Here is a 23,785-nt window from a genome sequence, read left to right on the forward strand (position 1 = left end):
AATGCGTATAGTTCTCATTTGCATTGCAACCAATACATTCTAAGGCCCGTCAACGGGTCATTTTTGCGCGCACTTTCAAACGAGTTAACGATGAACAACACCAAAATGCACAAAACGCTGCTGGCGCTCGCCATTGGCGCGGTTACACATTCCGCCTGGGCGGCGGAGAATAAAAAAGAAGACACCATCGTTGTGCAGTCTGCACCTGTCGGTGACTTCAAACCCGGCGGCGACCAGCTGGTGCCGGCCTTCCTTGACGGGCAGGTGGCGAACGGCGGACGCATGGGGATGCTCGGCCAGCAGAACGCCATGGACGTGCCGTTCAACATCATCAGCTACACCTCAAAGCTGGTGGAAGATCAGCAGGCGAAAACCATTGCTGATGTGGTCGCCAACGACGCGGGCGTGCAGTTCGTTCAGGGGTACGGCAACAGCGCGGAAACCTTCCGCATTCGCGGCCTGAAGTTTGACGGCGACGACATGACCTTTGGCGGCCTGTCCGGCGTGCTGCCGCGTCAGGTGGTGGATGCCCAGATGGTCGACCGCATTGAGATCTTCAAAGGGGCTAACTCGCTGATGAACGGCGCGGCAAGCTCCGGCGTGGGCGGGATGATCAACCTTGAGCCAAAACACGCGGGCGACACCCCGCAGGCGAAAGTGGGCGTGGACTACACCTCGGATTCCCAGATTGGCACCACGCTGGATGCGGGCCGTCGCTTTGGCGATAGCGACCAGTTCGGCGCGCGCGTGAACCTCGTGCATCGTGAAGGGGAAACCGGCGTACCGAACGATCGCCGCCGCACCACGCTGCTCTCCACCGGCCTGGACTACAAAGGCGACCGCTTCCGCACCTCGCTGGACCTGGGCTACCAGAAAAAAACCTTCCACGGCAGCCCGACCAGCGTCAACATCTCGGCGGTGGATTTCGTGCCTGAACCGCCGAAAAACGATCGTAACTTCTCGCAGAAGTGGGCCTACAGCGATATCGAAAACGAGTTCGGGATGTGGCGCAGCGAGTACGACATCACCGATAGCTGGACGGCCTATACCGGCCTGGGCGCGCAGCACGCGCATGAAGAAGGGATCTACAGCGCGCCGAAGCTGGTCGACAAGAGCGGCAAGGCGACGGTCAGCCGTCTGGATACCAACCGCATCAGCGATTCCGTCAGCGGCATGGCGGGCATTCGCGGCAACTTCAACACCGGCTTCGTCTCGCACAAGGTGAACGTCGGGTATTCCGCAATGACCAAAAACGAAAAAATCGCGTGGAAAATGTCGGCGACGAAGGATAACCCGACCACCAACATCTACCACAACACCGGCGTTGATATGCCGGACAGCACCAACTTCAACGGCTCCGGCGGTAAATACAGCGATCCGCTGACCAGCGGGCGCACCCGCACTCAGGGCTGGCTGCTGAGCGACACGCTGGGCGTGCTGGACGACACGCTGCTGTTCACCGCAGGCGCGCGCCATCAGAAAGTGGTCGTTCGCGGGTATAACAAAATTACCGGCGCAGAGAACGACGCGGACGGTTTCGACGGCAGCCGCTGGATGCCAACCTACGGCGTGGTCTACAAACCGTGGGAGGAAATTTCCCTCTACGCTAACCACACCGAAGCGCTGCAGCCGGGCAAAACCGCACCTAACACCGCCACCAACTACGGCCAGAGCACCGGCATCGTTCACTCTAAGCAGAACGAAGTGGGCGTGAAGGCGGACTTCGGGCGCGTGGGCGGCTCGCTGGCGCTGTTTGAGATCAAAATGCCCTCGGCGATCCTCGATGCTAACAATCACTACGGCCTGGACGCGGAACAGCGTAACCGGGGCGTGGAGCTGAACGTCTTCGGCGAGCCGATGCTCGGGATGCGCCTGAACGCCAGCGCCACCTGGCTGCAGGCGGAGCTGACGAAAACCAAAAACGGCGTGAACCAGGGCAACGATGCGATCGGCATTCCGAACTTCTACGCCGTGCTGGGCGCGGAGTACGACATCAAGCCGGTTGACGGCCTGACGGCGACCGCGCGCGTGAACCACTCCGGCACGCAGTATGCTGACCTCGCGAACACCAAAAAGCTCGACAGCTACACCACGCTGGATCTGGGCATGCGCTATCGCTTCGCGGTGAACCACAACGCAAACCAGATGACCGTGCGCGCGGGCATCGACAACGTGACCAACGAAAACTACTGGGCCAGCGTGGACGATTCCGGTACCTACATCACTCAGGGCGAGCCGCGTACCTTTAAGGTCTCGGTTGGCTACGAGTTCTAAGCGTTCCACCTCGTTATCCGGGGCACGGATGCCCCCATCCTTCCGTCACTGTGTTATAAAATTGTAATAAAAGCTTCTTACACTGGTCGCCAACTCCTTACCTCTTGGCCAATGACAGGAAGCCGCTATGGGCAGACCCCTCAAATCCGTATTTAAAAAAGAACATCGCGACGACATCGCTAACCGCAGCGCAAACCCGGTATTCTCCGAGGTAGCAGAGGTGTTCCTCTCCCGCCGCCGTTTTCTTCAGATGGGCGCCGTGGCGGGGGCTGCCGTTTCATTCCCCTTTTTGATCAAACCCGAAAATGCCGTTGCCGCGGTATCGAAGCCTTCCGCGCTGGCAAAGGCGGTTTCCCTGGGCTTTACCAGCATCGACGTCTCTACGGAGGATACGGTCAGGGTGCCGGAAGGCTATATTGCCCGCCCGTTCTATCGCTGGGGTGACCCGACGGGGATCAAGGGCAACATGCCGGCCTTTAAGCCGGACGCCAGCAACACCACGGACGAACAGGCCGTGCAGGCGGGCATGCACCACGACGGCATGGCGTGGTTCAGCCTGCCGCAGGGGGAGCAAAATCCGGAGCATGGCCTGCTGGCGCTGAACCATGAATACATCGACAACGGGATGCTGTTTACCGACGGTACGGCGAACTGGAGCCTCGACAAGGCCCGCAAGGGGCAGAACGCGATGGGCGTCTCGGTAGTGGAAGTGAAAAAAGCGGGCAGCGACTGGCAGGTGGTACGCCCGTCCTCCTATGCCCGCCGCATCACCGTCAATACGCCGATGCAGCTTACCGGCCCGGCGCGGCATCAGGACTTAATGAAAACCGCCGCTGACCCGCAGGGGGAACGCGTGCTGGGCACCATGCAAAACTGCGCCAACGGGCATACGCCGTGGGGCACCTATCTCACCTGCGAGGAAAACTGGTCGGATATTTTTGTCAAAAAAGCCGATCGCAACCCGCTGGAAAAACGCTACGGCATCAGCGACAGCGATGAATCCTACCGCTGGAACGAGGTGGATGAGCGGTTCAGCGTCGATAAAACACCTAACGAACCCAACCGTTTCGGCTGGGTCGTGGAGATCGATCCCTACAACCCGACCTCCACCCCGCGCAAGCACACCGCCCTGGGCCGCTTCAAGCATGAGGGGGCTGCCGTCACGCTCGCCGCCGATAACCGCGTGGTGGTCTACATGGGTGACGATCAGAAGTTCGAGTACATCTATAAGTTTGTCTCGGACAAAAAATACGCTCCCGCGAACCGTGAAGCCAATATGCAGCTGCTGACCTCCGGTACGCTGTACGTCGCCAGGTTCAACGAGGACGGGAGCGGCGACTGGCTGCCGCTGGTCTTCGGGCAAAATGGCCTGGATAAGAGCAAAGGATTTGAAAGCCAGGGCGATCTGCTGATTAAAACCCGCCTGGCGGCCGACGCGGTGGGGGCAACCAAAATGGATCGTCCCGAGTGGATAGCCGTCGATCCGCACGCCAGCGGCAGCGTCTACTGTACGCTCACCAACAACAGCGATCGCGGAAAAGAGGGGAAGGCGCCGGTGGATGCCGCCAACCCGCGCGCCAACAACGTGTTTGGTCATATTATGCACTGGCACGAAGACGGAGCGGACCCTGTTGCCGCACGCTTTAAGTGGGATATTCTGGTCATGGCCGGACGCACCGACGGCGACGATCCGAAGGCCAAAGGCTCCATGCAGGGCGCGGCATTCGGCAGCCCGGACGGACTGTCGTTCGATCATCAGGGCGTCCTGTGGATCCAGACCGACGTCTCCTCCAGCACCATCAATAAGAAAGCCTACGAGGGGATGGGCAATAACCAGATGGTGGCCACCATTCCGGGCACCAACGAGTATCGCCGGTTCCTGACCGGGCCGCGCGGGTGCGAAATCACCGGCATTGCGTTTACGCCGGACAACCGGACGCTGTTTATCAACATTCAGCATCCGGGGGAGGGCGGGGATGATATTACCGATCCGGCCAATCCGCGCGCCGTCTCCAACTGGCCGGACGCCAGCCCGAACGGACGCCCGCGTTCGTCAACGGTAGTGATCGTCAAAGCGGACGGCGGAATTATCGGGTCGTGACGTTTATCCGCCGGGCGCACGCGCTGGCCCGGCGTTAAGCTTGCTACCACCAGCATGAAGTGTTAAAACGTGCCCCTTCTAAAAAAGAGACAGGGGTAGGGCGTGAAAGACGCGTCATCCGCTTCAGGCCATGGTAGCGCTGAAGCCTCGTCGGATCAGAATCCGACGCTGCAACGTGGTTTGCAAAATCGACATATTCAGTTAATTGCCCTCGGCGGCGCGATAGGTACCGGGCTGTTTCTCGGTATCGGCCCCGCCATTCAGATGGCCGGCCCGGCGGTTCTGCTGGGTTACGCTATCGCCGGGATTATCGCCTTCCTGATCATGCGCCAGCTCGGCGAGATGGTCGTTGAAGAGCCGGTGTCAGGCTCCTTCGCACACTTTGCCTATAAATACTGGGGCCCGTTCGCAGGCTTCCTTTCCGGCTGGAACTACTGGGTAATGTTTGTGCTGGTGGGAATGGCAGAGCTGACCGCCGCAGGCATCTACATGCAGTACTGGCTCCCGGACGTGCCTACGTGGATCTGGGCGGCGGCCTTCTTCATCATCATTAACGCCGTTAACCTCGTGAACGTGCGCCTGTATGGCGAAACCGAGTTCTGGTTTGCGCTGATCAAGGTGCTGGCAATTATCGGCATGATCGGCTTTGGCCTGTGGCTGCTGTTCTCCGGCCACGGCGGCGAGCGGGCCACTATCGACAACCTGTGGCAGCACGGCGGTTTTCTGGCAACCGGCTGGAAAGGGCTGATCCTCTCCCTGGCGGTGATCATGTTCTCCTTCGGCGGGCTGGAGCTGATCGGCATCACCGCTGCCGAAGCGCGCGACCCGCACAAAAGCATTCCGAAAGCGGTCAACCAGGTGGTATACCGTATTCTGCTGTTCTATATCGGCTCGCTGGTGGTACTGCTGGCGCTCTACCCGTGGGTGGAAGTGAAGTCCGACAGCAGCCCGTTCGTGATGATTTTCCACGATCTCAACAGCAACGTGGTGGCTTCGGCGCTGAACTTTGTCATCCTCGTGGCCTCGCTGTCGGTCTATAACAGCGGCGTTTACTCTAATAGCCGTATGCTGTTTGGCCTCTCCGTACAGGGCAACGCGCCGAAGTTCCTCACCCGCGTCAGCCGTCGCGGCGTGCCGGTTAACTCGCTGTTCCTTTCCGGCGCGATTACCTCTCTGGTAGTGCTAATTATCTACCTTTTGCCGAAACAGGCCTTCGGCCTGCTGATGGCGCTGGTGGTTGCCACGCTGCTGCTGAACTGGATCATGATCTGCCTGGCGCACCTGCGTTTCCGCGCGGCGATGCGCCGCAAGGGGCGCGAGACGCAGTTTAAGGCGCTGCTCTACCCGGCGGGGAACTACATTTGTATTGCATTCCTGGGGCTGATTCTGGTGCTGATGTGCACTATGGATGAGATGCGGCTTTCGGCAATGCTGCTGCCGGTGTGGGTGGTGTTCCTGTTTATTGCGTTTAAGCTCTCTCGAAGGTAAAAGCAAAACGGCAACCTGGTTGCCGTTTTTAGTGTTTGCACCCTCTCCCTGTGGGAGAGGGCTGGGGTGAGGGCACCAGGCCGCACCATCACCCCGCCTTCACCCCCGGTGGCGCTGCGCTTACCGGGCCTACAAAAGACTGCTCCATCTTTATCGTGACCCCTCTCCCAAATCTTCTACGATCCACAGGATCTTTATTTTGTAATCGATTACTTTTTATCTGAACTGTTTTGTAATCGATTACTTTTTCCGGGTGGGGCTTATCATGGTGTCAACTGAAAGTAGTGAAAAGGCCATAGCGCAGCACCGGCTGCTGGTGCCGCGTCTGTCGCTGATGATGTTTCTGCAGTTTTTTATCTGGGGTAGCTGGTCGGTTACGCTCGGTCTGGTGATGACCCAGCACAACATGTCTCTGCTGATTGGCGATGCGTTCTCCGCCGGGCCAATCGCCTCCATTCTCTCGCCGTTCGTGCTCGGGATGCTGGTGGACCGCTTCTTCGCCTCGCAGAAGGTGATGGCGGTGATGCACCTGGCGGGGGCGGCAATTCTCTGGTTCGTGCCGGGTGCGCTGATTGCTGAAAACGGCGCGCTGCTGATTGGCCTGCTGTTTGGCTACACGCTCTGCTACATGCCGACGCTGGCGCTGACCAACAACATCGCGTTTCACAGCCTGGCGAACGTGGACAAAACCTTCCCGGTGGTGCGCGTGTTCGGCACCATCGGCTGGATCGTGGCGGGCATTTTCATCGGCGTCACCGGCGTGGCGTCCAGCGTCACCATCTTCCAGGTGGCGGCAATCAGCTCCGTGCTGCTGGCTCTCTACAGCCTGACGCTGCCGCACACGCCTGCTCCGGCGAAAGGCCTGCCGGTGAAGGTGCGCGATCTTTTTTGCGCGGATGCCTTTGCGCTGCTCAAAACCCGCCACTTCTTCGTTTTCTCCGTCTGCGCGATGCTGATCTCCGTTCCGCTCGGCACCTACTACGCCTACACCGCCTCGTACCTGGCGGATGCCGGGATTGCGGACGTCAGCACCGCCATGTCGTTCGGGCAGATGTCCGAGATCTTCTTCATGCTGGTCATTCCGCTGCTGTTTCGCCGTCTGGGCGTGAAGGTCATGCTGCTGATCGGCATGCTGGCGTGGTTTGTGCGTTACGCCATGTTCGCGCTGGGCGTGAGTGAGGAGGGGCGCATCCTGCTGTATCTCGGCATTCTGCTCCACGGCGTCTGCTACGATTTCTTCTTTGTCGTCGGCTTTATCTACACCGACCGCGTGGCGGGCGAAAAGGTGAAAGGCCAGGCGCAGAGCATGATCGTGATGTTCACCTACGGCATCGGCATGCTCCTCGGCTCGCAGATTTCTGGCGCACTCTATAACCGCCTGGTGGCCGGGCAGTCCGTGCCGCAGGCGTGGGTAACATTCTGGTGGATCCCGGCGGTGGCTGCCGCGGCGATCGCGCTGATTTTCCTTCTCACGTTTAAGTATGACGATGACAAGGCGTAACGTTCAGGAGGTGGTATGAGGACGATAAAAGGACCCGGCATTTTTCTCTCGCAGTTTATTGGTGCAGAAGCGCCGTTTAACTCGCTCGACGGGCTGGCTGAATGGGCGGCAGGTAAAGGTTATAAGGCGGTACAGATCCCCAGCAACCATCCGCACATTTTTGACGTGGAGAAAGCCGCAGAGAGCCAGACCTACTGCGATGACATCGCCGCCAGGCTGGCCGCGCACGGGCTGGTTGTCAGCGAACTGTCGACCCATCTGGAAGGGCAGCTCGTGGCGGTAAATCCCGCCTACAGCGAGGCATTTGACCACTTTGCCCCCGCGTCCGTGCGCGGTAACGATGCGGCGCGTCGGGCGTGGGCCATGGATAAGCTGAAGCAGGCGGCGGTCGCCTCGGCAAGATTAGGCCTGAAAGCGCACGCCACCTTCTCCGGCTCGCTGGCCTGGCCGTTTTTCTACCCGTGGCCGCCGCATAACGAACAGCGTTTTCAGGAAGCGTTCGAGGCGCTGGCAAACCGCTGGCGGCCAATACTGGATACCTTCGACGAGCAGGGGGTGGACGTCTGCTTTGAGCTGCACCCGGGGGAAGATCTGCACGACGGCGTGACCTTCGAGCGTTTTCTGGCGCTGGTGGATAACCATCCGCGCTGCAATATTCTCTTTGACCCGAGCCATATGCTGCTGCAGCAGATGGACTACCTGACCTTTATCGACATCCACCACGCGCGCATCAAGGCGTTCCACGTGAAGGATGCGGAGTTCCGCCCCAGCGGGCGCAGCGGCGTATACGGCGGCTACCAGCCGTGGATCAACCGCGCCGGACGCTTCCGTTCGCTCGGCGACGGGCAGATCGACTTTAAGGGCATTTTCAGCAAGCTGACCCAGTACGACTATGACGGCTGGGCGGTGCTGGAGTGGGAGTGCTGCCTGAAGGACGGCGATACCGGCGCGCGCGAAGGCAGCGAATTTATTCGCCGCCACATCATTCCGGTCTCCGGGCGCGCGTTTGATGATTTCGCCGCTGGAGGCAAGCATGATTAACGTCGGTATTATCGGGAGCGGGTTTATCGGCCCGGCGCATATCGAGGCGCTGCGGCGTCTCGGTTTTGTGCAGGTTGTGGCTCTCTGCGACGGCACGCTTACTCAGGCGCAGGAAAAGGCGCGCCAGCTTAACGTGCCGCACGTCTACGCCAGCGTGGAGGATCTGCTGGCGCACCCCGATCTGCACGTGGTGCACAACTGCACGCCGAACCACCTTCACGCCGAGATTAACCGCCGGATCCTGCGCGCGGGCAAGCACGTCTTTTCCGAAAAGCCGCTGTGCATGACCCCGAACGAGGCGCGCGAGCTGGTGGCGCTGGCGGAGCAGGCAGGCGCGGTGCACGGCGTGAGCTTCGTCTATCGGCAGTTTGCGATGGTGCGCCAGGCGGCGAGCATGCTGCGTGCGGGCAGCGTCGGGCGGCTTTTTGCCTCGCACGGCAGCTATCTGCAGGACTGGATGCTGCTGGAAACCGACTACAACTGGCGGGTGGATGCCGCGCTCGGCGGCGCATCGCGCGCGGTGGCGGACATCGGCTCCCACTGGTGCGACACGGTGCAGTTCGTCACCGGGCGGCGCATTACCGAGGTGATGGCGGATCTCGCCATCGTCTGGCCGACGCGCAAGGCCAGCAGGGGCGGGAATCAAACCTTCTCCCACGACGAGCGGGCGGAGTATGAAGACAAACCGGTCACCACTGAAGACTTCGGCTCGGTGCTGTTCCGCTTTGACGACGGCAGCAAGGGCAGCTTTAGCGTCTCGCAGGTGAGCGCCGGGCGTAAAAACCGCCTGACGTTTGAGATCAACGGCAGCGAGCGCTCGCTGGCGTGGGATCAGGAGGTGCCGCAGCAGCTGTGGATAGGCCATCGCGCGCAGGCCAACCAGACGCTCACCGACGATCCGGGGCTGATGAACCCTGACGTTGCCGACAGCGCCCACTTCCCCGGCGGGCATATTGAAGGCTGGCCGGACGCCTTCAAAAATATGATGTGGCAGTTCTACCGCGCCGTGCAGGCGGGCGCGATGCCGGAGTCGCCGCAGTTTGCAACGTTTCACGATGGCGCAAACGTGATGTATATCATTGATGCAATTGTGAAAAGCCATCAGCAGCAGCGCTGGGTGCGCGTGGAACAATAACGCGTTGCCCGGTTCGCCGGGCAATAAATTTATGGTAGCCTGCACAAAACGCTAACCGCAGGATGTGTCGTCGCTATGTCAATTCAGAAAATCGCTCAGCTGGCCGGGGTCTCCGTGGCGACGGTCTCCCGCGTGCTGAATAACAGCGACACCGTGAAGGCGAAAAACCGCGAGCGCGTTCTGCGGGCGATTCAGGAGAGCAACTACCAGCCAAACCTGCTCGCCCGTCAGCTGCGCACCGCCCGCAGCTATATGATCCTGGTGATGGTGTCCAACATTGCCAACCCGTTCTGCGCCGAGGTGGTGAAGGGCATCGAAGCCGAGGCCGAGAAAAACGGCTACCGCATTCTGCTGTGCAACTCCGGCTCGGACATTGAGCGCTCCCGCTCGGGCTTAAGCCTGCTTTCCGGCAAAATCGTCGACGGGATTATCACCATGGACGCCTTCTCGAAGCTGCCTGAACTGGCGGCCCTCATCGGCAGCGCGCCGTGGGTGCAGTGCGCGGAATACGCGGATGCGGGGGCGGTTTCCTGCGTCGGCATCAATGATGTGGACGCTTCACAACATGCCGTTAGCCAGCTGGCCGACGGCGGCCGCAAGCGCATCGCGATGATCAACCACGATCTCAGCTACAAATATGCCCGCCTGCGCGAGCGCGGATACAAGAGCGTGATCCACCTGCGGGATCTGGACTATCAGGCCGTGGAGTATGCCAGCGATCTCAGCTCCGGTGCGGGCATGGCCGCGATGCAAAACCTGCTGAAAGAGAATCCGCCGGACGCGGTATTTGCCGTTTCCGACACGCTGGCGGCGGGCGCGCTGCGCGCCATTCAGCAGGCCGGGCTGCGGGTGCCGGAGGATATTGCGGTCGTGGGCTTCGACGGCACCGAGCTGGCGGAGATGATTTCGCTCACCACCATCGAACAGCCGTCGCGGGATATCGGGCGCAAGGCGGTCGATCTGCTCTTAAACAAGATCGATAACCCGGATGCGCCCACGGAAAGGGTGATGATGGACTGGCGCTTTATTTCCCGCGCCAGCACCTGATTATTTTGCGATAACGCCCGCCAGGGAGCGAATATCGTTCCCGGTCGGCGACTGGTGAATGCGCAGACCAAATTCATCCACCACCGCGAAAATATGGTCGAAGATGTCGGCCTGAATCTCCTCATATTCCGCCCAGACTACCGTGTTGGTGAAGGCGTATATTTCCATCGGCAGACCGTTGGCGTCCGGCGCGAGCTGGCGCACCATTAACGTCATATCTTTGCGAATGCGCGGGTGGTTGCGCAAATATTCATTCAGGTAGGCGCGAAAAGTGCCGATATTGGTCATCTTGCGCAGGTTTAATACCGATTCCCCTTCGCCGTTCTGCTGATTCCACAGGCTAATTTCCTCATGGCGCGCGACCAGATAGGGCTTCAGCAGCTTCGCCTGAATCAGCTTCTGCTGCTCCTGCTCGTCGAGAAAATGAATGCTGGTGGTATCGATATTCAGGCTGCGCTTGATGCGTCGCCCGCCGGAGGCGGACATCCCGCTCCAGTTGATAAAGGCGTCGGAGACCAGCGCCCACGTCGGGATGGTGGTTATGGTGTTATCGAAGTTGCGCACCTTCACGGTGGTCAGGCCGATGTCCGTCACCGTGCCGTTGGCACCGTACTTCGGCATCTCCAGCCAGTCGCCGAGCTTGAGCATATCGTTAGCGGAGAGCTGAATACCCGCCACCAGCCCGAGTATCGGGTCTTTAAACACCAGCATCAGAACGGCGGCCATGGCGCCCAGACCGCTGATCAGAATGGCCGGGGACTGGCCGATCAGCAGGGAGATAATCAAAATCCCCACCAGAATGGCGCTCACCAGCTTGATGCCCTGGAAGATCCCCTTCAGCGGCAGCTGCGACGCGGTCGCCATCTTTTGCGACAGATTAAATATCACATCCAGCAGCGAGAAGAAGGAGAGCAGGGCATACACCATCACCCACAGCTTAGCGCAGGTGGTGAGCATTTCCGCCGCTTCGCTGCCTTTTTGTAGCCACAGTACCGCCTGAACGTTGACGATTATCCCCTGAAGGGTAAAGGCCAGACGGTGAAATAATTTATTCTGGGTAATGATCTGCAGCCACAAATGGCTGCTGGCCTGCGCGCGCTTCTCGAATGCGCGCAGCACCAGCTTGTGCAGAATAAAATGAACGATGATGGCGGTGAGAAAAATAATACCAAAGATAATCACTAAAGAGGTGGTGTGATTAATTTCAATGCCTAACTCTTCAACCTGAGCAATTAATTCCTGCATAACATCTCCTGTATTGTTGCAGCCCCATAATGGCGGCTGCGGATCTATTATGCAAATTCGAGGGCTTATTTGGCGGCCTGGCAGACCTTCGCCACCGGCAGGCACAGCCTGCGACGCATACGGAGCGTCGCCAGCGCCAGGATAACCATCAGACCGGTTTCCACCGCCAGGAAGAGGTTAATCGCCTGCGCGTAATCCCCGTGATGATTCTGCAGCCCGTGCAGCAAAATCGCCCCGAAAATGGCAGGGCCAAGCCCCAGCGCGGCCTGCTGCAGCGTGCTTAAAATGGCGCTCGCGGCGCCCGCATCGTCAGGCTGAATATCGCGCATCCCGATGCGGTAGAAGCTGTTTACAATCAGCGCCTGACCGTAGCCCACCAGCCCGGTGGCAGGGGCCAGCGTCAACGCAGTATTTTGTAATCCCCAGTAGCGGTACGTGACGATCAGCGCCAGCAGGCCGATTATCTGGATCGCCAGACCCGTCAGCAGAATCGTGCTGGTACTGTAGCGGGCAATCAACCGCGGCGCGAACCAGGCCGAAATAAAGTAGGTCACGCCGAGGGCGATAAAGCTGTTACCGGACTGCCACGGCGCCATCCCCAGGCCGGTCTGCATGGTCAGCGCCATGCAGAACATAAATCCGGACCAGACGCTGAAAAAGAGCAGCGCAATCACGATGCCAAAGCGAACGCTGCGAAGCTGAAGCAGACGCGGCGGGATCAGCGGGTGGGCATTCGCACGCTCCTTTTTGCGCGCGTTCTGCGCCATCAGCCAGGCCAGCGGAATAATGGCAAGAAGCATAACCTTCAGCGACCACGGCCAGCGCCACTGGGGGCCGAGCGCCATCGGGAACAGCAGGCAGCAAAGAACGATCGCCAGCAGCACGGTGCCGGTCCAGTCGATGCGCGACGGGGTATCGCGGCGGGTTTCCGGCACGTAGCGGCGGCTTAACGCCAGCACCACCAGACAAATCGGCACGTTGATAAAGAAGGCGTTACGCCAGCCCAGCCCGGCGATATCCGCCGACACCAGCCAGCCGCCTCCCATCTGCCCGACGATAAACGCAATCCCGCCAATGCCGCCAAACAGGCTAATGGCTTTCGCGTGGGCGCTACCTTTTAGCGTGACGTGCAGCGTGGCGAGGATCTGCGGCATGATGAGCGCTGCCCCCGCGCCCTGAACGATGCGTGCGGCCAGCAGTTGTTCAATATTTCCCGCCATCCCGCACAGCAGCGAGGCCAGGCCAAAAACTGCCACGCCCCACATAAACAGGCGACGGCGGCCAAGGTTATCCCCCAGCTTGCTGCCGAGCGCGAGGCAGACGGCAAAGGCCACGCCGTAGAGCGCGACGATCAGCTCCAGCTCGGTAGCGGTGGCGTGCAGCGAGTGGGTAATGGCGTCCAGCGCCACGTTGGTGATTGAGGTATCAATCATCGGCAGCATCTGGCCGGTTAACAGCAATATCAGGCCAGCGCGGCCCGGTGAAGCAACTGACGTATTCATGGTAACTCCATTGCGTCATTCATCAGATGGTCGTAGCATCAACCATCTGATAAACGGGTACCAGTTCTTGCTTATACTGGTACTGGCACTACCATGCAGGGGGATTTATGGCCTTGATGTCTGAACCCGTCACCACACTTCAGGATGACACCCGAAAACAGCTGGGGGCATTTTTACGCGCCCGGCGGGAAAGCCTCGATCCGCAGCGTCTCGGCCTGCCGCGCAGCGGTCGCCGCCGCACGCCGGGCCTGCGCCGGGAAGAGGTGGCGATGCTCGCTGACGTGGGCGTGACCTGGTACACCTGGCTTGAGCAGGGCAGGGACGTCAACCCGTCCAGCGCGGTGATGGCCGCCATCGCAAAAGCGCTGCAGTGCACCCCGACCGAGGCCCGGCATCTTTTCGTGCTCGCCGGCTTGCCGCCGGGTGAAGCGCCGCAGGCGGTCTGCTGCGAGGACATCAGCGAAGGCACCCGCCGCCTGCTTGATACCCTGATGCCTAAACCCGCCAGCATTCAGAAGCCCAACTTCGACATCGTGGCGTGGAACGACAGCTTCGGGCACCTGATGGGCGTTGATTTCAATGACATCCCGCCGGAAGACCGCAACTGTATTTACCTGTTCCTTACCCATCCGGCGTGGCGCGCGCGTCTCGGCAGACGCGACGACGTGCTGCCGATTTTCGTTTCCTATTTCCGCGCGGCGATGGCCGAACACCGGGGTGACCCGCTGTGGGAAGCCAAACTGGCGCGCTTCTTCGCGGTGTCGGAGGAGTTCAAAACCCTGTGGCACCAGCGCAACGACGTGCGCGGCGTGGAAAACCAGCTCAAGCTGTTTACCCATCCTGAGCTGGGGGATTTTACGCTGCAGCAGATGTACTGGTACTCCGCACCGCGAAACGGCTCGCGGCTGCTGGTGTATCTCCCGGTGGATGAGGCGGGGGAAAGGGCGATGACGTGGCTGGCGGAGCAGAGGGTGGGCGGTAAGCCCGCCGGGTGATGAGAGCCAATCAATAATTTTCTGGCAATTTATTCACCTTCATTAAAATGCCCCTGTTAATTTCAATATAATTTCCCTCGCGCAGATCGCTAAGGATTTTCATCACCCGACTACGCGAGAGATGGGTTTTTTCCTGGATATAATCGCTAACGTTAATGGCGAGGCGCAGCTCTTCTTCCTCTTCCATCAGCCCCTGCAAATTTAAACGAATCAGCTCATACGTTGACAGACCCGCTGAGTTCTTATGCGCTTCAGCAAAACGTTTTACGCCAAACATAAAAAGCATGGCTGTCTCACGCCACAACTTCGCATGATCAATTTTTTCCAGAACAGTTTCCCGTGGCTGCAACTCGTAACGAACGTCGCTGTAGGCTTTGTAAAAGATGCCGTCATTCATATCGGTTAGCACATTGAGACCCACAATCAAGGGTGCCTGGAAATAACGTAAAAGGAGATGATCGCTGTTCCGATAAGCGGCGAGAAGGTCCTCATGGATCACCAACGTCATTGGCTCCTGATGCGTATTGGTGGAAATAACCTGACGTGTTTTAGCGGTACGAATGTGAGAAGGATCGGAAATAACGGATATAATTTTATTTATGTCATTTATTGGTTTCATAGAGACAGCAATCCCAGCGAGGTTTAAAAAAAGTATATCAAAACTTTATCTAAGCTCCAGGATTGTTAAAACGTAACAATGCCAGCGTCATCCTTGAGGTTTCCATCCATGAAGAGCTCTAAAAACAAAAACAAGAAACAGCCACCGAAATGGCTGTTTCTTGTTTTATCACTGCTGAGGAGGATCAGTTATAAGCAAAGGTCATGGTAATCACCGAGCTGATTGTCCCAGGTGTCACATTGCCCGATTTGCTGAATGCACGAGTCTGTAAATCCCAGGTTGGTTTACCGTCAGTGGCCTCAGCAATGGTAATTGTTGAGGTCTTACCGTTACCGTAAGGTTCTTCGGATTTTCCTTCCAGCTGCACGGCAACGTTTGTTGCTGTACCCGTATTACTGTAAAGCGTATCCGGGTCGCCAGCATCAGACGTACCGTGGAAGGTCGCCGTGACGCTGGATGTGCCCGCCGGGCAATTTTCCAGGGAAACGGTAATCGGCACCCATTCGGAGCTGCTGCCAGCCGCATTAAGGTCGACGGTCTGGAGATCTGCACCACCGCCCAGATCGATAGTCATATTTTCGCTGCCTGCGCTCACTTCACATGGTGAGGCAACGACGTTACCTGTAATATTCAGCGTTACCGGATCGCCCGCGAGAGCATAATGTGATAAGCCCATAGCGATATAAAGTGCGGCTACTGCCGGGATGATAAATCGTTTAACGTTACTCATAGTTATAACCAGTTTACACAGATGTTGAATGCAGTGTACCCACTGCGCCAAAGTCACTAATGACACTAAATTGCAATTTCCCACCATTTACCCCATTCGGTAGAGCAAATGTCGTAGTAATACCCGGTGCAGCGTAAGAAACATTTTGCAGTTTTTTTCCTGCAACGATAATTTCGTTGAAATTAATAAAGCAGGGTGTAGGGTTGGTGATCTCTAGTTTATTACCAGAGACGCGCCAGCTGAGTTTCTCACTCTCTTTTTCAACATTGATATCTTTCAATGCAGTCGGACGATAAATCAGCTTAATGCTTGTCGCGACGGCAATCTGCAAGGTGTTTTTTTCACGCGGTGCAGATGGGATCGCCTTAACGCGCAGCCAATACATCGACTCTTTTTCCTGCGGCAGACTGCCGGACATAATGACGCGCATCAGGTTTTCTTTACCGCCATCCAGTCTATAGAGAGGAGGGGTAATGATAAACGGCGGCTTTTGCGGATCGTTAGTCAGATTATCAACCACAGTTTGGATCAAATAAGGCGTACTATCCGGGTTACGTACGCTTAATGACACCTCTTTTTTCGCACCGTCATAAAGCAATCGTGTGCCGCCAATATTAACGGTGGCATTAGCGTAAAAACAGATTGACGAAATAACACAGCTAAGAAGTGCAGATAATATTATTTTCAACGATAAACTCCAGGGAAGTAAGTCTCATCCATAATCATGTGGTGAGCATAATCCGTGCTGATGAAGCATTTTATTCCCGAGGCCCGCATAATGTCTCTTCACTTTTTGTCCTGTATAGAGTCCTGGATAGGACTATTTTTTGATGGAGAGAGTTAATGATACCGGGAACAATATCGGCATCGATAAAGCGCGGCAACGTGGTTTATTGAAAATATGAAAAGGAAATTTAATTTTGTATCTGGAGTCTGAATAATGAATAAGCACATTTTGGCTGTTATCGCCGCATCTCTTATCGCAGGTACTGCGTTCACCACACAAGCTGCAAGCACGACTTTAACCGTGAGTGGCGGCACTATCCATTTTATGGGTTCTGTTGCTGATGCACCTTGCTCTGTGAGCGCAGATTCTGAACACGGTATCGTGATTCTGGATCAGGTCACCCTCGACAGCATGGGCACAGAAGCAGGTAAAGCATCTGGCCAGGCTAAGGCATTCAACATCAGCCTGGAAAATTGCGATGTGACGACTTATACAAATGCCACTGTGACCTTCCACGGTCAGTCAAGCCCAGAGCAGGCGGGCGTGCTGGCGAACACTGCAGGTTCCGGTGCGGCAACAGGCGTTGCGCTGCAGCTCTTTGGGCCAGACGGCAACAAACTGGATGTGGAAAAAGAGTCTTCCAGCCAGTCTCTGTCAACCGGCACGAACAAGATCCCAATGAGCGTGGATTATGTGACGACTAATGCTGAGCCAACGGCTGGGGCGGTAGAGTCTGTAGCCACCTTCCAGATCACCTATTCTTGATCGAGACGCTCTCCCCAAATAAAGGGAGAGCGGTAATTTTGCGCCATATAATTATTTTTATGAGCAAGAGAAAATGCTTCGTCTGTTTATGATAATTATCACCCCGTTATTCAGTTGTTTCGCCAGCGCCAGCAATATGAGTAACCTTAACGGTGGTGACATGCATTTTTTTGGCGCTGTGGTTAATGCTCCCTGTTCCGTAGAAGCACAAAGTCTTCATCAAAATGTCGTATTGGACCAGGTCCGGGCTGCCAGTTTTTCGTCCCGTGGCAGTTGGGCTGCACCTAAAACCTTCTGGCTTAAGCTGGAGGATTGCAGTAATGCGCTATTTCAATTTGCCACGGTCGCTTTTACGGGCTCTGTTGATGCTAAAGATCCTCAGGTTTTTAAGGCCGGGTTTGGTGCTGATGCCGCGCAAGGCCTGGGTATTGGTATTTTTGATAGTGCAGGAAATTTGATTATTCCTAATTCAGCACCGCTTTCTCAATACCCGGTATTTGATGGGAAGTCAGTTTTATATTTTACCGCCAAATATCGTTCGGTGTCAGATAAAGTTGTAGCAGGTGATGCCAGCGCGGTGGTGAACTTCTCAGTGATATATCAGTAAGCAGTGCAAAAAAGGAACAGAGATTATTCACTCGTTATTAGGAATGGGCAATGAAATTTATTATGACATCATTACGTGCTGTACGCATTTCGTTAACCATTGTTGGCTTATTGGCTTTTGTCATTTCCCTTAGCCTGTTAAATAGCGCTGCTGCGGCAGGGGTTGCTCTGGGTGCGACTCGCGTGATTTACCCGCAGGATGCTAAACAGGCCAGTATTAATGTGATGAATAGCGATACGCATGATTCATTTTTAGTTCAGTCCTGGGTATCAGACGATAAGGGTAATAAAGTCTCCACGTTTGTCGTCACGCCACCGCTGTTTGTGCTGAAGCCTGGCAAGGACAATATTCTGCGTATTATCTATAACGGCTCGCGCTTGCCTGAGGATAAAGAGTCCGTTTTCTTCCTCAATAACAAAGCGATCCCTTCGCTGGATAAATCGGCACCGGTGACGAATTCGTTACAGATTGCCACACAGTCAGTAATCAAGCTGTTTGTTCGTCCTGCTCATCTGTCAGTGAAACCAGCTGATGCTGCTGCCATGCTTCGCTGCAAGGCTGATGGTGCAAAACTGACTGTGACTAACCCATCGCCGTATTTTGTCACTCTGGTCAACCTTACCGTCGCAGGAAAAAAACAGCCGAACATGATGGTGCCGCCAAAAGACAGCCAGACAATCAACGCGGCTGGTGCGGTCTCATATCAGACGCTGAATGACTACGGTGCCGTCACACCTGCACTGATCTGCAAGGCCTAAAGTGGTATCTGAGATGGGTTTACGAAAAGAAAAACGCATGTTATCAGTGGTGCGCTGGCGCATTTCGCCGCTGGCGCTGATGATTGGCACCAGCCTGTTTTCAGGATATGTGCTGGCGGATGAGTATTTTAACCCGGCCTTTTTGACCGATGGCAAAGGGCAGGTCGCAGACTTGTCGAGCTTTGAAACGGGTGGCGGCCAGGCGCCAGGTACCTATCGCGTTGACGTTTACCTCAATAATGATTTTGTGGTTAGCCATGACGTCGAGTTTAAGGCGCTGACGTCGGTCAATCCTGATGCCAAAAAAGGCGCCGACGATACGGGGCTGGTGGCCTGTCTGTCGGCAAAAACGCTGTCAGACATGGGCATCGATCTCAGTATTCCTGAAGAAAAGAAATCGGCTGGCGACGGGCAATGTATCAACATCTCCTCTCTTATTGATGGCGCAACCGCCAGCTTTGATTTCGCACACCAGCGTCTGGATCTCAGCGTGCCGCAGGTGGCGCTTAAAAATACAGCGCGGGGGTATATTGCGCCCGAAAAATGGGATCAGGGCATAAATGCGCTGCTGATGAACTACAGCTTCAGTGGGTCGAACAGCAAAGATCAGAGTGGTAACAGCAGCAGTAACTTTCTGGGCCTGAACGGCGGGGTTAACGTTGGCCCATGGCGCTATCGGGACTACTCGACCTTCAACCGCAACACCCGCAGCAATGGACAAACGTCAACCGAGTGGGAGCACGTTAGCGGCTTTATTGAGCGCACCATCATCTTAATGAAAAGTGAGCTGACGGCAGGCGACAGTTACACCTCCGGTGAGGTGTTTGATAGCGTCAGCTTTCGCGGTGTACAGCTGGCCTCTGACGACAACATGCTGCCGGACAGCCTGAAAGGGTTTGCGCCCACGGTACGCGGGATCGCGAAAAGTAACGCTCAGGTCACCATCAAACAGAACGGTTATATTGTCTATCAGACTTACGTCGCGCCTGGCGCTTTCGCCATTAACGATCTGTTTCCGACTTCATCAAGCGGAGATCTGATGGTGGAAGTGAAAGAGCAGGACGGGAACATTCGCACTTACAGCGTGCCTTACTCGGCAGTACCACTGCTCCAGCGTGAAGGGCGGGTGAAATACTCACTGACCGCCGCGAAATATCGCACCAGTAACGATCAGCAGGATCAGACCCCGTTCGGCCAGGGTACGTTGATGTGGGGTCTGGCACATGGCTTTACCCTGTATGGCGGCACGCAGTTTTCAGGCAATTATAAAGCGATTGCATTGGGAGCCGGGGTCAATATGGGGGACTGGGGAGCGCTGTCAGCGGATATCACCGGTGCAAAGAGTACGCTGATTGATGGCACCCGGCATACCGGACAGTCCCTGCGCATGCTGTACGCCAAATCCCTTAACGACTTTGGTACTAACTTCCAGTTGCTGGGATATCGCTACTCCACCTCCGGTTACTACACCTTCGCAGATACTACTTATAAGCACATGGACGGTTATAACAGCGATCCGGAAAACGAAGATGCCGAGCCGGATAACGATCGCCCGCACTGGTATGACTATTACAACCTCTACTACACCAAACGCGGTAAGGTGCAGGTGAATATTTCTCAGCAGCTTGGTGGCCTGGGTTCGGTGTACGTGAGCGGCAGTCAGCAGACCTACTGGCATACCGAGGGCAAGGATACCCTCTTGCAGGTGGGGTACAACACCTCATGGCACGATATCAACATGGGGCTGAGCTACAACTACAGCAAATCGTCGGGTCAGCCGGAGGCGGATAAAATGATCGCCTTCAACGTTTCTCTGCCTGTAGGCAAGTGGTTGTCACCAAAAGACACCACTACGCCAAATAACGCCTTTGCGACATACAGCGTGAACCGTGACAACCACGGTAGCGCCACGCGTAATGCAGGGATCAGCGGTACGATGCTGGAGGGTAATAACCTGAGCTACAGCATACAGCAAGGCTTTGCTAACAACGGTGCTGGCAACAGCGGCAACGCCAGCCTGGCGCATCAGGGCGGCTACGGCAACTCTAACATTAGCTACAACTACAGCAATAACGGTGATTCCCAACAGGTTAATTACGGTATCTCTGGCGGCGTAGTCGCTCATCGACACGGCGTAACCTTCAGCCAGCCGCTGGGAGAAACAAACGTGCTGATTGAGGCTCCGGGCGCGAACCGGGTACGCGTTGAAAACGCTACCGGCGTCAAGACCGACTGGCGCGGATACGCCGTGGTACCGTATGCCAATACCTATCGAAAAAACCGCATTGCGCTGGATACTACAACGCTGGGTGACACAGTAGACATTGATGATGCCGTGGTCGACGTGGTGCCGACAAAAGGGGCGCTGGTGCGTGCCTCGTTCAAAGCTCACGTGGGGATCCGTGCGCTGCTGACGCTGCTGCATAACAACGAGCCGATTCCATTTGGTGCCACCGTTACGCGCGATGATGAGGGCGCGGGCAGCATCGTCGGGGAAGACGGACAGGTTTACCTCTCTGGTCTGGCACCGAAGGGCAAACTGAAAGTGCAGTGGGGCGAAGGGGCCGACCAGACCTGTAGCGCAGACTATCTGCTGCCCCAGGATGCAGAAAATGCTGCTATCACCCGGATGAAAGTCATCTGTCGTTAACAGGGATGGTCGTTATGAGATATGCATTAACCTCGCTAAGTGCTGTTGTCGTCATCGGAATTTCAATTCTGTCCGGCGTGTCGGTTCGTGCTGCGGAGACGACGCTGGCAGTCTCAGGCAACGTGGTTGCCAGCGGTTGTGACGTGGACACTGGCAGCATCAATCAGAAAGTTAAAATAGGAACATTTTCCGGCAAGGATTTTCCTGCAATTGGTAGCACGTCGGCATTTAAGGCAATGAACATCAACCTGTCGAACTGTTACGAAAAGCTTTCTACCATTCAGGTGAAATTTTCTGGTGTATCCGATGCGGATAACCCAACGCTATTAGCGATAAGTGACGCAGGGGGAGCCGGAACCGCAGCAACGGGCGTTGGGGTAGAGCTACTGGACAACGGGGGAAAAACCATTCCCTTCAACGCGAATTCTCTACAAACGTTTGAGCTGGAAGAGGGGACAAACACCCTTTCTTTTCTGCTGCGCTACAAATCTACCCGTTATCCGGTGACCTCAGGCGAGGCCTCAGCGGTGATGTATTTTGATTTAACCTATCAGTGAGTATGGGTATATGACGACTGAACGCGTGAAAATCATAAGTATTCTGCTGATGTTTTTTTGGGGGGCTGCGGTTAAGGCTCATGATGGGCAGGTCAATATATCCGGAACTATTCAGGATAACACCTGTGAGCTGGCGCCGGATTCTCAAAATAAGATGGTTGATATGGGGATTGTGGCTGGTGCTCAATTTAGCCAGACAGGGGATTTTACACCAGTAAAACGCTTCATCCTCAATTTGCAAAATTGTGGTCCAGCGGCCAGCGGAGCGAGGGTGATGTTTTCAGGTATTGCTGATGCACAGAACAATAAACTATTTGCGATTGAGACCGGTGAGGGGGCGGCGAGTGGAATCGCATTAGGTATTTATGATGACAGCGGGAATATAATAAAACCTGGTGATATGAGCGGGGCGACGACATTAAAACCGGGGCAAACATCAGCGGCACTTTCCTTTATGGCTAATTATGTTGCTAAGCAAAATACCGTCACGCCGGGGGCGGCGAATGTTACAGTAACGTTTAGCGTTAACTATGATTGATAATCGTTTTAAACGCGCTCTATGATGAGTGATATTTTCAATATTCATTGATTAAGTGAGGTAGTGTGTTTTATCTAAGATATGTGTCGCGCAGCATTATTATGTTATGCGTAATGATTCTTTCTCTGCCATCATGGGCGGATTGTGAGTTGGGCACGAATGGTTCAAGCTTTGAAGCCGGTTTTGGTAATGTGATTGTGCAACGAGATGCCGCCGTTGGGAGTCAAATCGCAGCGGTCAATTTTCCTGCTGCAGGGTATTTAGGTGCTACTAACGCAACCTGCACTCTTTATTCTGTTATGGTCTATAATGGGGCTGTTGCATCTGGAATTCAGGATGTGTACAAAACGAATGTCGAAGGTGTTGGCATAAAATTTAGCATTGGCACGAATGCGGGGGGCGCATTTGCCGCACCTTACCCTGGAAATGTTGTTGCAACATATACGAATGATGGTGGGAAAGGAATATTTTACAATGCTGGTTATCTGGTCAAAACTGGCACTATTGTTTCTGGTGTGTTAAATAATGCTCCGGTTGCGGAGGCCCAGCTTTATCAAAAGGATAATCCACCTGGGGTAGGCGTTAAGTTTGTATTAAGTGGCGAGAGTAGAATTACTCAGGTAGCATGTGACATTAAATCAGGCAGTACGTTAGCATTTTCTATGGGCAATGTTCCGGCTAATGAATTCAATTCAAAAGGGACAGTTTCCGACGAATCGAAGACGGTAGATCTTGAACTTGATTGCGATGCAAAAGCTAATGTAAATATTACCTTAAAAGGTTCTGGTAATCCGGATTCTACAGATCCGAGCTTACTGGCATTGAGTAATCAGGGGCAAAATGGTGTCGCTGATGGTATCGGCGTACAATTGCTATACAACAGCACGCCGCTTGAATTAAACAAAATGCTTAAATTAAAACAATCAGCGGGGGGGCAGGAATCGTTTCCAATTACCGCCCGTTATGTTCAGACTAAAGATAAAGTAAAAGCGGGCTCTGCTAATGCCACTGCAACCTTAGATATCACTTACCAGTGATGCCTCCAGAGATTAACCGGGCAGGAAGCCCGGCCTCGCATCTCTTACCCGCGCTTTTTCTCAATTCGCGCCATAAACTTCTTCAGCTCTCGCGTCTTGCGCACCGCCAGCGCTGACACCATCTCTTTCTCAATCCGCTTCTCGGGTTTTGGCTGTGCCGTCACTACCATCCGCCCGTCTTCCACCACAATTTCAACCGGCGTACCCACCGGAAATCCCGCCGCCTCCAGCCACTTGCCCTTGATCCGCAGCGCCGCAAACGGCACGTATTCTGGATAATTCCTCGCAGAACTCACCGTTAAACGACGGGTTTTATGTTTTACGGCTTCTTTGGCTGTGCGTTTTGCACTACACTTGCGTTCAGTCATAATAACTAATCTCGATAGTTGTTGTGATCAGCGGTACGGAGGTGTTCCACCACCTTCATACCGCGCTCAATACTGATGTAAACTACAGGTGTAATAATAT

Annotated in this window: 21 protein-coding genes; 15 read left to right on the top strand and 6 right to left on the bottom strand. The window is 55.6% G+C overall.

Going from position 1 to position 23,785, the window contains the following annotated elements:
- Positions 1-90: 90 nt before the first annotated feature.
- From USG84_RS15680 to USG84_RS15710, 7 genes are all read left to right on the top strand, one after another.
- Positions 91-2,274 carry a TonB-dependent receptor gene (locus USG84_RS15680; RefSeq protein ID WP_151413917.1) on the top strand — a complete coding sequence of 728 codons (2,184 nt, stop codon included), beginning with the start codon at positions 91-93 and terminating at the stop codon, positions 2,272-2,274.
- 127 nt (positions 2,275-2,401) lie between these two features.
- Positions 2,402-4,375, top strand: a complete 1,974-nt coding sequence (locus tag USG84_RS15685; RefSeq protein ID WP_253541099.1) for a PhoX family protein — start codon at positions 2,402-2,404, stop codon at positions 4,373-4,375.
- 102 nt (positions 4,376-4,477) lie between these two features.
- Positions 4,478-5,863: a phenylalanine transporter gene (gene pheP, locus USG84_RS15690; RefSeq protein WP_151413916.1), complete on the top strand. Its 1,386-nt coding sequence runs from the start codon at positions 4,478-4,480 to the stop codon at positions 5,861-5,863.
- A gap of 265 nt (positions 5,864-6,128) precedes the next feature.
- Positions 6,129-7,364: an MFS transporter gene (locus tag USG84_RS15695; RefSeq protein WP_253541101.1), complete on the top strand. Its 1,236-nt coding sequence runs from the start codon at positions 6,129-6,131 to the stop codon at positions 7,362-7,364.
- A 15-nt stretch (positions 7,365-7,379) separates the two neighbouring features.
- On the top strand, positions 7,380-8,405 hold the full coding sequence (locus tag USG84_RS15700; protein ID WP_151413915.1) for a sugar phosphate isomerase/epimerase family protein: 1,026 nt from the start codon (positions 7,380-7,382) through the stop codon (positions 8,403-8,405).
- The gene (locus USG84_RS15705; protein WP_151413914.1) at positions 8,398-9,540 is read left to right on the top strand and encodes a Gfo/Idh/MocA family protein; all 1,143 of its coding nucleotides are present in this window, start codon (positions 8,398-8,400) and stop codon (positions 9,538-9,540) included. The genes USG84_RS15700 and USG84_RS15705 overlap by 8 nt, the downstream gene beginning before the upstream one ends.
- A 75-nt stretch (positions 9,541-9,615) precedes the next feature.
- Complete coding sequence (locus USG84_RS15710) at positions 9,616-10,587, top strand: LacI family DNA-binding transcriptional regulator (RefSeq protein ID WP_116341375.1); 972 nt, start codon at positions 9,616-9,618, stop codon at positions 10,585-10,587.
- Here the strand turns inward: USG84_RS15710 and USG84_RS15715 are convergent, their stop codons facing one another.
- Positions 10,588-11,832: a mechanosensitive ion channel family protein gene (locus USG84_RS15715; protein ID WP_151413913.1), complete on the bottom strand. Its 1,245-nt coding sequence runs from the start codon at positions 11,830-11,832 to the stop codon at positions 10,588-10,590.
- 65 nt (positions 11,833-11,897) lie between these two features.
- Complete coding sequence (locus USG84_RS15720) at positions 11,898-13,334, bottom strand: MFS transporter (RefSeq protein ID WP_253541107.1); 1,437 nt, start codon at positions 13,332-13,334, stop codon at positions 11,898-11,900.
- A gap of 107 nt (positions 13,335-13,441) precedes the next feature.
- Between USG84_RS15720 and USG84_RS15725 the strand changes: the two genes are divergently transcribed.
- Positions 13,442-14,329 (top strand): helix-turn-helix transcriptional regulator, encoded by an 888-nt coding sequence (locus USG84_RS15725; RefSeq protein ID WP_151413912.1) that lies wholly within the window; start codon positions 13,442-13,444, stop codon positions 14,327-14,329.
- 10 nt (positions 14,330-14,339) lie between these two features.
- Here the strand turns inward: USG84_RS15725 and USG84_RS15730 are convergent, their stop codons facing one another.
- The 3 genes from USG84_RS15730 to USG84_RS15740 all read right to left on the bottom strand — a co-directional run bounded on the left by USG84_RS15730 (position 14,340) and on the right by USG84_RS15740 (position 16,366).
- On the bottom strand, positions 14,340-14,837 hold the full coding sequence (locus USG84_RS15730) for a helix-turn-helix domain-containing protein (RefSeq protein WP_320738362.1): 498 nt from the start codon (positions 14,835-14,837) through the stop codon (positions 14,340-14,342).
- Between the two features lie 295 nt (positions 14,838-15,132).
- On the bottom strand, positions 15,133-15,678 hold the full coding sequence (locus tag USG84_RS15735; RefSeq protein WP_253541114.1) for a fimbrial protein: 546 nt from the start codon (positions 15,676-15,678) through the stop codon (positions 15,133-15,135).
- A gap of 13 nt (positions 15,679-15,691) precedes the next feature.
- A complete protein-coding gene (locus tag USG84_RS15740) occupies positions 15,692-16,366 on the bottom strand; it encodes a molecular chaperone (protein WP_151413910.1) in 675 nt (224 codons plus the stop codon).
- Positions 16,367-16,618: 252 nt separating this feature from the next.
- Here USG84_RS15740 and USG84_RS15745 point away from each other — a divergent pair, with 252 nt between their 5' ends.
- From USG84_RS15745 to USG84_RS15775, 7 genes are all read left to right on the top strand, one after another.
- Positions 16,619-17,170 carry a fimbrial protein gene (locus USG84_RS15745; protein WP_151413909.1) on the top strand — a complete coding sequence of 184 codons (552 nt, stop codon included), beginning with the start codon at positions 16,619-16,621 and terminating at the stop codon, positions 17,168-17,170.
- A 73-nt stretch (positions 17,171-17,243) separates the two neighbouring features.
- The gene (locus USG84_RS15750) at positions 17,244-17,777 is read left to right on the top strand and encodes a fimbrial protein (RefSeq protein ID WP_151413908.1); all 534 of its coding nucleotides are present in this window, start codon (positions 17,244-17,246) and stop codon (positions 17,775-17,777) included.
- A gap of 50 nt (positions 17,778-17,827) precedes the next feature.
- Positions 17,828-18,535, top strand: a complete 708-nt coding sequence (locus tag USG84_RS15755) for a fimbria/pilus periplasmic chaperone (protein ID WP_151413907.1) — start codon at positions 17,828-17,830, stop codon at positions 18,533-18,535.
- A 13-nt stretch (positions 18,536-18,548) separates the two neighbouring features.
- Positions 18,549-21,185: a fimbrial biogenesis usher protein gene (locus tag USG84_RS15760; protein WP_320738363.1), complete on the top strand. Its 2,637-nt coding sequence runs from the start codon at positions 18,549-18,551 to the stop codon at positions 21,183-21,185.
- A gap of 14 nt (positions 21,186-21,199) precedes the next feature.
- The gene (locus tag USG84_RS15765; protein WP_253541121.1) at positions 21,200-21,742 is read left to right on the top strand and encodes a fimbrial protein; all 543 of its coding nucleotides are present in this window, start codon (positions 21,200-21,202) and stop codon (positions 21,740-21,742) included.
- 10 nt (positions 21,743-21,752) lie between these two features.
- Positions 21,753-22,280 (top strand): fimbrial protein, encoded by a 528-nt coding sequence (locus USG84_RS15770; RefSeq protein WP_151413905.1) that lies wholly within the window; start codon positions 21,753-21,755, stop codon positions 22,278-22,280.
- Between the two features lie 113 nt (positions 22,281-22,393).
- The gene (locus tag USG84_RS15775) at positions 22,394-23,317 is read left to right on the top strand and encodes a fimbrial protein (RefSeq protein WP_253541124.1); all 924 of its coding nucleotides are present in this window, start codon (positions 22,394-22,396) and stop codon (positions 23,315-23,317) included.
- A 44-nt stretch (positions 23,318-23,361) separates the two neighbouring features.
- Here the strand turns inward: USG84_RS15775 and USG84_RS15780 are convergent, their stop codons facing one another.
- On the bottom strand, positions 23,362-23,685 hold the full coding sequence (locus tag USG84_RS15780; protein ID WP_151413903.1) for a SymE family type I addiction module toxin: 324 nt from the start codon (positions 23,683-23,685) through the stop codon (positions 23,362-23,364).
- Between the last annotated feature and the right edge of the window lie 100 nt (positions 23,686-23,785).

The sequence above is a fragment of the Enterobacter sp. 168J2 genome (assembly GCF_034107265.1).
Classification (GTDB): domain Bacteria; phylum Pseudomonadota; class Gammaproteobacteria; order Enterobacterales; family Enterobacteriaceae; genus Enterobacter; species Enterobacter nematophilus.